The sequence below is a fragment of the Aquifex pyrophilus genome (assembly GCF_054656935.1).
On sequence record NZ_BAAHXJ010000009.1, the window covers coordinates 1 to 10,497 of the forward strand.

Below are 10,497 nucleotides of genomic sequence, written 5' to 3' on the forward strand. Positions count from 1 at the left end.
AGGGAGATAAATTGAGCTTTTACCTAAGAATTTATCAGAAAAATCTTTATGAAAAATACTAAGAATATTATGTTTATACTCCTTAAGTGCATTTATATCGTCTATATCTTTGTTGACAATTTCTAATAGTTTTTCTCGTTTTTCTCTAAGACTGGAGTTACTATAAATAATACTCTTTATCTCTTCTGTGAACTTTTCTCCGGCTTTATATTTAATTTCTCCGATGTTTTTCAATCCATATTTTTTTAACATCTCTTCAAAATCATTTACTAATTCAATCACAGTTTTTGTTCCCTGGTCCTTTATTATCGGCTCAGTAGAACTTTCGTGAAGGTTGTTTCCCCCATTATTTTTTTTAAACAAATTTACCAGAAGTTTAAGTAATTTGTCCCAAAATTCCTTTATATCCATAATCACCTCCTTTTATATTGCCGCAAGTTCTCTTGAGAGTTTAATTTTCGTTGATTTAACTTGTTCTATTTTTTCATTTATGTCCTTAATTTTTTCTCCAATTTCTTTAATTGCCCTATCACGGTCTTCTTCCATCCTCAAAGCATTCTTAAGAGCGTCTCTTATAGGATATAATACATTTTCTTTTAGAGGCTCTAAAATCAATTCTTTTATTTTCATTTCTACTCCTTTCTTTTCTGTTTTAAAGGCCAATTCTATACTTCTTTCAAGCTCCCTTTCAGCTCTATATTTGTAATTTTGAGCTTGCTCTATTCGAGCTTCTTTATTTTTATTTATAGTTATAGTAATAATGAGCGTTACTATGTTAGGATTCATGCTTTTTAGTTTTTCGCTCAGCTCCATATTGTACTTTAGTTCTATTTGTGATAGAATGCTCCCTTTAATGTCATCAAGAGTTTTGTAGCTTACTTTAGAATATTTTCTAACTATTTCATGGGCACGTAAATCCTCTATTTTTTCTTCAACATACTTTTTCAATTCCTCTCTTGCATCTTTAACTGCTCTATTAAAAAGCTCTTTTGTTTTACGTTCAACTTCTCCTGCTTTATCTTTGACCAATATAGAAACTTTACTTTCATATCCGCCTATATCAAAGAATCCCGGTTTGCCGAAATCTAATCTCTTAAACTCATCTTGCAGGTATGCTATTGCTTTTTCCATTGTTTCATCAAAAATTCTATATATCTTTTCCTTAATATCAGAATAACTCATAATTCTGTAGTAATCATCTTCCATAAAATCCTCAAGTTCACGCTTTCTCTTTTCTAATTCTTTCTTATTAAACTCAAGAGCGTATGCTTCCTGTTCATATTTAAGTTTGTCCCTGTGCAGTTTTAAAAGCTTCTCTTCTAATTCACCTTCCAAACTTGTTTTTATTTTATTCACAAGTATCCTTATCTTGTTTTCCCTTATAAATCTTCTTAATTCTTCTTCAATTTCCGGTAAACCGCTGTATTTTATAAAATCATTCTGTGTTCTCAAAAAGGGAAAATCTTTCTTGAAATTCTCATAATACCAGTTTAGTTCATCGTCTTCCTTTATTTCCTTTTCGGGCATATATCCAAGAAGTGCCATAAGGGAAGAAAGTTTAAGCATGGGTACCTTCTTTAATACTTTCTTTACGCTTTCTCCTATTTCTGAATCATTTATTATGGTTTCGTACGTTCTGTGCAAGTACTCTTCAACTGCTTCCATACTGCCTTTTTCCTTTAGCAACAAGTCATACTTGTTAACCGCTATTACTATACCTCCTGTACCTGATTGTGCAATCTTTTCAGTAAGAAGTATTTTGTCTGTGTCATCAAGAGGCCTTCCTGCATAAAGCATAAATATAAGAGCATCTGCATCTTTCAAAAACTTTTCGGCCTCCTGTTCCCTGGAAACTATAGGGTCATTAAAGCCCGGAGTATCCACAATTACAAGCTCTTTTAATATTTCATGAGGATACTTTATCCTTAACGATTTCGTTATGGGAGTATATTTTCCTTCCGCACCAACATATTCAGAGAGTTCCTCTTTGGATATTTTATGAGACTTGCCTAAAAATTTTTCTATCTCCTTTCCCAATCTAAGTTCCGCTTCTTCAACTCTTTCCTGGTTTGCTTCTCTTTCTTTTTCATCTGGTGATGCCTGTGCAATATGTTTAATAACTTCCCATTCATCCTTAGAGAAAAACTCAACTTCATACTCTTCTATTTCTCCGTGCTCAAGATAGGTTAAAGTTGCGGTCATAGGAATATCACTTGTAGGTAGTACCGGGCTTCTAAATATTAGGGCATTTATAAAGGTGCTCTTTCCATATTTCATTTGCCCGGCTATACCAAGCTTTATCTTTTCCTGTTTAAGTTTTTCAAGAATTTCATCTTTTCTCTTTTCATCTAGATAACCTCTCTCAAACAATTCGTTTATAATTTCCTCTAACTTGTTTTTAACTTTTACGAACTCTTGAACTGCTTTCACGCTTCACCTCCGCACGTCATTAATTTTAGCTTCGCTTCTTTTAACTTTTCTATATAATGGTTGAACTCCTCTATTTTTTTATGTCTTTCTTCAAGAATCTCTTTATAAGCAAGTTCGTAACTTTGTTTGGACCTTTCTAAATCTTCAAGTAAACCACTTATAGATTTTGTTATAAATTCATTCAGGGATTTCTGCAGTTCATTTATGAAGTTAAGTTCAAGTTCGGGATTTTCTATTGCTTTTTTTACTTTACTTTTAACGAATTGTTTAGTTAAAGGTTTTAATATAGCTGTCGTAATAATCCTTATTACTTCTCCGAGATGCTTTGCAAAAGGTTTTGTTGTTGGAATCCTTGAAATTAATATATAAATAAATTCTGCTAATGCTTCTCTTATCTCTACTATAAACTCGGTAATTATTATGGAGATATTTTTTCCTATATCGTGTTTTCTTCCGAGCTCACTTGCTAAGAATTCTACATCTTTTAATATACCTTCTACCTCCTTTTCGATATCCTTCATAGCATCCTGTGTAGCTATTTTAATAGCCTTGTCAAATCTATTTTCTATACTTTCCTTTAAGTCTTCATCGTACAGAGCTTCTACTATCCAATCTACTTGTCCTTTCAGAGAATTTATAAATATCGCTGCTGCTTTTTCTGATAGCCTCTTAATCTGTTCTTCTATTTCGTCTTGCTTTTGAGAAATAAGTTTTTCTGTTTCTTCAATATTCTTTTTTATCTCACGCATTTTTATTTCCAAATCGGATGTGTTAAGCTCGGCGTTTTTAATCTGGTTTGTTACTATTGTTAACATATCCTTACACAAATACCTCAGTTTTCTCTCCACACTTTCGCTCACAATAGCTTCTTTTTGCTCGGAAATTTCTTCCAAAAGTTTCTTTAATTCCTCAATTCTGCCTTCCTTAGCAGATGTTGTAATAACATCTTCTACGAAATCTGCAAATACTTTCCTTATGTAGTTACTCAAATTTTCAACAGCTTCTTCAGGTTTTGTATCTGTTTTTGTTATAACTGCATAAGTCTTTCTTTTCTCTTTTAAACTATTTTCTATAAAATTCTTCAAACTTTTGGTAAGACCCTGGTTGACATCAACTATTATCAGAAGCACGTCAGCATCTTCTATGAAGTTTTCTAAAATTTCTCTGTGTAAAGGTTTTAGTGAAGATAAACCAGGCGTATCTATTATAGTAATTCCCTCATCAATTTCTCCATTGGTAAATACATCTATATACTTAACTCTATCCGGAGAATACATTTTTGCTTCTTCAAAAGAAACAACTTCACTAACTTCATCATCTATTGATTTAATAAATAGCTTCGGTCTCTCTACTTTTCTTATTCTTATACGCCATATAGAAGCAGTTTCGGGAAGAACATTTGTAGGAAGTTCTAGACCGAATAAGGCATTTATCAATGAGCTTTTCCCTGAATTGAACTCCCCTACGAATGCTACATTTAGCTTACCTTGAAAAAGTTTTTGTTCCAGTTCCTCCACTTGTTCAGTAAATGGAGCTAAAAAGCTCAACTGCAGGGTAACTTCTTTAATATTGTTCAGCCTATCCAGCAAGTACTTCATTTTGCTCACCTCTCATAAAATTTCTTAATTGGTCATGAACATATAATTTGATTTCTTCTAGTTCCGTGATTGCCCTTCTTATATCCTTAATTTTTTCATCATAAGATTGGATAGCAAATTTTACATTCGGGAAATCACCTTTATAATTCATTAAAAGGTTTCTATATTCATTTAAAATGATTTCTTTTATGCTTTCTGTTGTCTTTTTTAAGAATTTATTCAGCTGTTCTCCGCGGTAAAGCTTATAATGATTATCATCAAACCAAGGCTCTTCATATTTCGCGTAAGAACATAAATTTTTATATATTATGTTATAACGTATATTGAATGCCAATTCTGAACTTTTATTTTTAATTTGGTCATCTATTTGTTCTAACAACCTCTCTTTTCTTTTTACTAATTCCTTTTGTTTTTCCAATGACTGCTCAAGTAAATATTCAAGAATTTTCATCAGCTCTGTAAATAACGGAATACATGTGTTCCTTTCAGTAACCTTTGAAATTTCATCAGTAATTTCTTTCACATAATTATTCCTGTCTTCCTTAGAAGAAAACAGCAAAATTCTTTTGAAATCAATATTGTTTTTCTTTAATGTTTTGCTTATTTTATCAGCTACTTTTTTTCTTACAGAAGGGGGCTTAGTATCTACTTTATTTAGTATAACATAAAATGATTTCTTATAAAGTTCGTTATTTTTTATAACATTCAAAGTATCCTTTGATATTTCTCCATCGTTTATATCAATTACCCAGAATATAACATCGCTTTCTTTTAAAACATTTATTGAAAGGTGTCTGTCTATCTTTGCGGACGCGGGGTTATATCCGGGTGTATCTATTATTATTAAGTTTGCAAGCAGCTCATCGTGTTTATTCAGGACAATGTAATCAATTAGTGCCTGTAATATGTTTCCGTAGAATTCATTTACATTATTGTGCCTTAACTGTGTAAGTAAATATTTCTCAAAGGGTATTACTACTCCGTATCTGTTTACAACCAGAATATCCGCATCATACTGAGAGGTAAAAGTTATATAAGTTGGGATAGAAGTAGTGGGTGTTACATCTGTGGGAAGAATGTCTTCACCTAAAATTGTATTTATAATTGAACTCTTTCCACTGCTGAATTTACCAGCAAAAGCAACTTTTGTTTTCTCATACAACCACGGATATGATAACAGTATTTCAAATTCGGAGACCAGGGATCGTATGTACATGAACATATGTGGCTGTTTCTGTTTATCAAAAGGGAATAGGTCATTATCAAAAATTAACGGATATATGTGCTCGTTCAAGAAATTCTCAATTTTGTTCAATATAGATTTCTTTAAATTTTCTATGCTTGCTGTTCCCTCCTCTTGGTTTAAGATTTTACTTATTATCTGCTCCACTATATAACTCCTTATTTTTTATTGTATAAAAATTAAAATTTAATGGAACACTTTATAGACGCTTATATTTCTGAACTCAGAAAAGCAAGGGACGAAAAAACTGTTGAGAAGAAATCGTATCTTCTCAAGCACTTTCTTGAGTATTCGGACGACCTTCCCTCTTTTTCCCGAAGGGAAATTTTCTCCTTTTACGAATACCTGAAGGGAAAGAACCTTAAAGACACCACAATCAGGGACGTTTTCAAGGAAGTGAGACTCTTTTACGAGTGGCTGAGCGAACAGGGAATAGAGATTGAGTTTGACCAAAAAGCTCTCAGAAAACTCTTTCAATCAAAGAAAGCTCAGGAAGCTCTAAAGTCAAAAAAGAAGTATTACTCAGACGAGGAGATAAACCTAATCCTTAATGCTATTCGGGGAGCTGTAGAAGGAGTGCCTGCAAAGCATCCGATTTACTACGTTCTCACGATATTCCTTCTTTGTTCGGGACTGAGAATTTCGGAAGCTGTTAAGGTAAGGAAGAAGGACTTTGAGGTAAAGAGAATTCTCACGGAAGAAGGAAAAGAGAAGGAAGTGTGGTTCGTAAAGGTAAGAGAGGGGAAGTTTTCAAAAGAGAGGAAAGCTCTTATTTACTTCTTTAAACCTGAGTGGAAAAAGATTTTTGAGGAGAAGCTAAAAAGACTCAAGCCCGATGACCTTTTCTTTACCTACTCGGTTAAGTATCCAAAGAGTGTAAAAACATATACCTTGACGGATAGAACAGCTAAGTGGTTTTACTGGAAACTGGAAAAGGAGCTCCGGGAAAAGGGATATGACCTTGAGGTAAATGCACACAGGTTCAGGAATACGTACATAACGAAGCTGGCAACTAAAGGTTTTCCCGTGAACCTGATAGCGGAATGGTCAGGGCACTCAAGGATTTCAACGACCATGGACGTTTATATGGAAGCCGAAAAGGAAAGGCAGATGGAGGTTATTCTTGAAAAGATTTAGAACATTAAACTTATGGTTCAGAGAAATACCTAAGAACTAACGACCTGTGCTTTTGATGCCTTTTCCTCTTCCTTTACTTCTTCCGTCTTTATTTCTTCTTCCTCTTTTTCAGGCTTTGCCACGTACATTTGAAGCTCTTCAATTGTAGATTCCCTGAACTTATCTTCTATTATCCCTCTTAAAAGCTTGTTTAACTTTTTCTCATCTCCCTGTGCTATCCCGAGAAGTATATAGTATGTACTTCTAGGCAAAGAAACACTGATTTTCTTAAAATTTCTTCCTCTTTTCCTGGCCATAATTTAAAATTTTACTAAAATCAATATCGTGATAGCTCTTAGCATTTCCCCATACGAAACTCTCGTTGAAGAAGTAGAAAAGGGAAAAGTAAATCCCTTTGACGTTGACCTTGAGCACCTCATAAAGCTTTTTGAAGAAAAAGCAAAAGAGCTGGAAGAAAGAGAACTCTTCTTAGAGGCGGGAGTATTTCTTCAGGTTGCAACAAAACTTCTGAAGCTCAAGCTCAGGTATCTCTTTCCTGAACAAAAAAGAGAAAGGAAGAAGATAACGATTGAAGCGGTAAAGGAAGTAGTAAAAGAAGTGGAAGAGGAAGTGGACTTTCTTGAGTGGCTCTACGACTACTCTCCCTCTGTGGGAAGACCTAAAGGCTCAAAAGCTCAAAAGCCTCAAAAGATGGACTTCAAGGAGTTTTTCAAAAAGGAGGTTCCCCTTCACAGGGAAGTTGACTGGCAGAAAGAAGCGAGGAGAGTTTACGAGGAGATAAAGAGGGGAGCGTTCAGGATAAGGAGCGTAAGGGACTTCATAGCTTTCCTTTTTGCATATCAGGAGTTTGAGGATTTAGAGAAAGTTTTTTAGAAATTCTCTTTGTTCTTTGCTCAATTTCCTCATCGCTTATATCTAAAGCTAACTTCCAAAAGCTTTGTTTTTAGCATCAAACCCAGGTCGCATTTGAAAACGCACTCGTTAGCGAAAGGTTGAAACCGAACACTTCACGGTTTATTCAAGCACTCTCATTTACCTTTTCTAAAGTTAAAGTGTTATGTGTTTTTTCAGCTAATCGTGTTGAGGGCGTTCAGAGATTTCAAGCGGAATGGAGTTGTAAACCAAGGTTTACAACAACTACTACTTGTTTAGTTTTTCTACAAGGTAATCCACTACCTCGGGCTTGAAGTAGTATATTCTCCTTTTGACTCCTCTCTTTTTAGGAACTACGTACTTGCCCGGTATAACTCCCTTCAAAATCCAGTAGTATATTCCCGAACGGCTTATTTCTATACCTCTTTCTTTTAGCTTGTTAATCAGCATATCTACGTTCAGAAGCTCTTCCTTCACTTTAGCCATACATATTAATTTTTCTCAGAATTTCTGAAAAGCAAAGTTTCAGGGATACGTAAAGTTCCGCCAAATATTAGCGGAACTTACGGAAAACGTTTGAATGAAGGGACTTCGTACGTCTGGAAAACTTCAATAGTTCCGCCAAGTTTTAGCGGAACTATTTTTAAAGTCTTTGATTTTGTAAGCCTTACGCTTTAGCGACGAGAAGTTCCGCCAAGTAAATGTTGTTAACGATAGTGTAAGGAATTTCTCTTTATAACTCAAAAAAGAAACACTTTAGCGGAACTATTTCCGAAACCTTTGAAAATAGGTCCTTCGGATAAACATTCCTTTAGGTTCCGCTAAAGTTTAGCGGAACTATAAGTTAGATGGTGGTTTTCGCCCAGTTGATTTCCAAACCTTTTGGGAAGTTCCGCCAATACTTAGCGGAACTCAGAGATTTACATTTGTTGCAACTCAGTATTACAGTGATATAGATTTAAAGGGGATAAGGTAATGAAAGAGGAAGCAGAGAGGAAGATAAAGGAAGCTCTGGGGATTTTAAGGGAAGAATTGAGGTATGAGGGATTATTCAGTAGAAAGAAACGAAAGGGGGTAAGGGAATACGAATACTACGAAGCGAAGTTTTACGACGTTAGGAGTAAGAAAATAATAAACGTTCACGTTCCGAGGAAGAAGGAAACTATGCTGAAAAATCTCCACCTGGAATGGAAGCAGGCTAAAGAAGAGGAAAAGAAAATTGAAGAGGAAATAAGGAAATTGCTAAATAGCTATAATAACCCCGAGCTAATTAGAAGTATTCTTCAAAAGGTTTACGAGGAAAACCTGAAAAAAGAAGCAAGGGATTACGCATATGAGAAGTTCAAGCAAAAAGCCCTGGAGCTTTTTGAAGAGCTAAAGCCCTACTTGGTTTATCTCAAAAAAGAAAAGCTCTCCCGTGTATCTTTGATGGAAGCCCTATACGTTCTTGCAAACGTGAAAGAAATGTTTAAGGAAAAAGGAGAAGAGGAGCTGGAAAAAGCCCTCAAAAGAGCGGTGAAGACCATAATCCTTAGAGACAAAAATCAGAAAATACAAAGTCCCCTGGGAGTTCTAAAGAGCGACTTTTTTCTCCCACAGAAAACAGAATACGATTTTTTGCTCTCCTCTTTTTTGAGAAGTGAGTTAGAACCCGTGTTTGAGAAGCTCCTTCAAAGCGAGGTAGAGAAGTTAGAAGCTCAGGAAGCCCTTGCTAAAATTTCAGGCTTTCTGGCTACGCTATCCGAGAGGGCAAAAGAAAGAGTTTTAAAGGTCTTTTCTTCTTTTGAGGAGTTTTCAAAAGCTTTATACGAAGGCTGGAAGAAATCGGGCGAGGAGCTTAGGGAGTTTTTGAAAGAGTGGCAATACTACCTTGAGCTTGATGTTCTGGAAGAGGATGAAGAGAACATACTTAGGATTATCAAAAGGTTGAAGAATCTGTAATTACTTCTCGCAAACTCAGTATCATAGGATACGGGGAAAAGAGTGAATAAAAGGAACTCTTCTCTCATCGGTAATTCAAGATATGCTGTTTTACTGTTATAACATTATAACATTTTTATGCTTTAACATTTTAATGTTAAACATTTATTAAATCTTTATGTTAAAATGTTTTACTGTTATGACAGTAATAGCTATAAGTAATCAAAAAGGTGGAGTGGGAAAAACCACTACAAGCTTAAATCTCGGAAGAGCTCTAAGTTATATTGGAAACAGAGTACTTCTTATCGACTTAGACTTCCAAGGCGGGCTTACTCTTTCATGCGGAATTAATCCAGATTCTCTTGAGAGAACAATCTACAATGCTCTTGTAGGAAATGAACCTATAGAAGACCTTATTCATAATCTTAAACACTTCGATCTTATCCCTGCCAATATAGACCTTGCAGGAGCTGAAGTTGAACTTCTTAACGAAATAGGTAGAGAAAGAATTCTTGATGAAACAATCAAACCTATAAAGGATAAATACGATTTCATTATTATAGATACTCCTCCTAATCTCGGAATTTTAACGGTGAATGCTTTGTGTTCAGCTGATGGAGTAATTATTCCTGTGGAATGTAAATACTTAGGTTTAAGGGGATTAAGTATTCTTCTAAAAACCATAGAAAAACTCCGCAAAAGAATAAAACCTTCCCTTCAAATAGTAGGTATTCTCCCTACAATGTATGAAAGAACAGCTCACTCAAACGAAGTTGTCGGTGAACTAAAAGAATACTTCAAAGGAAAGATAAAGATATTCAATCCAGTTAAGAAAACTGTTAAGTTCCCTGAATCTGTAGTTGTAGGAAAATCAATTATCGATTATGCACCTACGTCAGATGTAGCTAAGGAATATTTAAATATTGCAAAGGAGGTTGAACAATGGGCAAAAAGCCATCAATAAAAGGAAAAGGTCTCGATATCCTCTTAGGTTCAGAACAGGAAGACAGTAGGGAAGTAAAACAGCAAGATGTTGATAAAGTAAAGAATCAAGACATAAAGACAGCAAAACAGAAAAAATTGATAAAGAGAACCTTTTACATAACGGAAGAAGAGGATTTAATACTTGAAAAAATAAAGCTTCAAAGGAAAGAGAGAGGAGAGAAAGTAGATAAATCTGAACTTGTTAGAGAAGCCATTAAATTACTTGCGGAAAAAGAAAAATTGCAAGATTGACAGTAAAACTTTATACTGCTTTACTGTTAAGACAGTAAGCTGTTAAGCTTCTACGATTAA

11 protein-coding genes are annotated in these 10,497 nt (G+C 34.6%); 5 read left to right on the top strand and 6 right to left on the bottom strand.

Annotated elements, in window-relative coordinates; all coding sequences use genetic code 11:
* The 4 genes from ACYQZ0_RS06970 to ACYQZ0_RS06985 all read right to left on the bottom strand — a co-directional run.
* Positions 1-411 (bottom strand): hypothetical protein (locus ACYQZ0_RS06970; RefSeq protein WP_459775877.1); only part of this gene is annotated, 411 nt, incomplete at its 3' end.
* 12 nt (positions 412-423) lie between these two features.
* Entirely contained in the window at positions 424-2,430 is a 2,007-nt protein-coding gene (locus ACYQZ0_RS06975; protein WP_459775878.1) for a dynamin family protein, read from the bottom strand.
* On the bottom strand, positions 2,427-4,028 hold the full coding sequence (locus tag ACYQZ0_RS06980) for a dynamin family protein (RefSeq protein WP_459775879.1): 1,602 nt from the start codon (positions 4,026-4,028) through the stop codon (positions 2,427-2,429). Before ACYQZ0_RS06980 ends, ACYQZ0_RS06975 begins: the two co-directional genes overlap by 4 nt.
* Entirely contained in the window at positions 4,009-5,418 is a 1,410-nt protein-coding gene (locus ACYQZ0_RS06985; protein WP_459775880.1) for a dynamin family protein, read from the bottom strand. The genes ACYQZ0_RS06980 and ACYQZ0_RS06985 overlap by 20 nt, the downstream gene beginning before the upstream one ends.
* A gap of 42 nt (positions 5,419-5,460) precedes the next feature.
* Here ACYQZ0_RS06985 and ACYQZ0_RS06990 point away from each other — a divergent pair, with 42 nt between their 5' ends.
* Entirely contained in the window at positions 5,461-6,408 is a 948-nt protein-coding gene (locus tag ACYQZ0_RS06990) for a tyrosine-type recombinase/integrase (RefSeq protein WP_459775881.1), read from the top strand.
* A 29-nt stretch (positions 6,409-6,437) separates the two neighbouring features.
* On the opposite strand, the gene ACYQZ0_RS06995 is transcribed toward ACYQZ0_RS06990, so the two are convergent.
* Entirely contained in the window at positions 6,438-6,704 is a 267-nt protein-coding gene (locus tag ACYQZ0_RS06995) for a hypothetical protein (RefSeq protein WP_459775882.1), read from the bottom strand.
* Between the two features lie 28 nt (positions 6,705-6,732).
* On the opposite strand from ACYQZ0_RS06995, the gene ACYQZ0_RS07000 reads away from it, so the two are divergent.
* Entirely contained in the window at positions 6,733-7,281 is a 549-nt protein-coding gene (locus ACYQZ0_RS07000) for a segregation/condensation protein A (protein ID WP_459775883.1), read from the top strand.
* Positions 7,282-7,548: 267 nt separating this feature from the next.
* On the opposite strand, the gene ACYQZ0_RS07005 is transcribed toward ACYQZ0_RS07000, so the two are convergent.
* Positions 7,549-7,767: a hypothetical protein gene (locus ACYQZ0_RS07005; RefSeq protein WP_459775884.1), complete on the bottom strand. Its 219-nt coding sequence runs from the start codon at positions 7,765-7,767 to the stop codon at positions 7,549-7,551.
* Positions 7,768-8,256: 489 nt separating this feature from the next.
* Here ACYQZ0_RS07005 and ACYQZ0_RS07010 point away from each other — a divergent pair, with 489 nt between their 5' ends.
* The 3 genes from ACYQZ0_RS07010 to ACYQZ0_RS07020 all read left to right on the top strand — a co-directional run bounded on the left by ACYQZ0_RS07010 (position 8,257) and on the right by ACYQZ0_RS07020 (position 10,437).
* On the top strand, positions 8,257-9,222 hold the full coding sequence (locus ACYQZ0_RS07010; RefSeq protein ID WP_459775885.1) for a hypothetical protein: 966 nt from the start codon (positions 8,257-8,259) through the stop codon (positions 9,220-9,222).
* A gap of 178 nt (positions 9,223-9,400) precedes the next feature.
* On the top strand, positions 9,401-10,165 hold the full coding sequence (locus tag ACYQZ0_RS07015; RefSeq protein ID WP_459775886.1) for a ParA family protein: 765 nt from the start codon (positions 9,401-9,403) through the stop codon (positions 10,163-10,165).
* On the top strand, positions 10,144-10,437 hold the full coding sequence (locus tag ACYQZ0_RS07020; RefSeq protein ID WP_459775887.1) for a hypothetical protein: 294 nt from the start codon (positions 10,144-10,146) through the stop codon (positions 10,435-10,437). Before ACYQZ0_RS07015 ends, ACYQZ0_RS07020 begins: the two co-directional genes overlap by 22 nt.
* The last annotated feature ends 60 nt before the right edge of the window (positions 10,438-10,497 follow it).

Bases quoted from the DNA above. Each gene is read 5' to 3' on its own strand.
- ACYQZ0_RS06980 (WP_459775879.1), bottom strand. From the start codon at position 4,028: ATGAAGTACTTGCTGGATAGGCTGAACAATATTAAAGAAGTTACCCTG.
- ACYQZ0_RS07015 (WP_459775886.1), top strand. From the start codon at position 9,401: ATGACAGTAATAGCTATAAGTAATCAAAAAGGTGGAGTGGGAAAAACC.
- ACYQZ0_RS06995 (WP_459775882.1), bottom strand. From the start codon at position 6,704: ATGGCCAGGAAAAGAGGAAGAAATTTTAAGAAAATCAGTGTTTCTTTG.
- ACYQZ0_RS06990 (WP_459775881.1), top strand. From the start codon at position 5,461: ATGGAACACTTTATAGACGCTTATATTTCTGAACTCAGAAAAGCAAGG.
- ACYQZ0_RS07005 (WP_459775884.1), bottom strand. From the start codon at position 7,767: ATGGCTAAAGTGAAGGAAGAGCTTCTGAACGTAGATATGCTGATTAAC.
- ACYQZ0_RS07020 (WP_459775887.1), top strand. From the start codon at position 10,144: ATGGGCAAAAAGCCATCAATAAAAGGAAAAGGTCTCGATATCCTCTTA.
- ACYQZ0_RS07010 (WP_459775885.1), top strand. From the start codon at position 8,257: ATGAAAGAGGAAGCAGAGAGGAAGATAAAGGAAGCTCTGGGGATTTTA.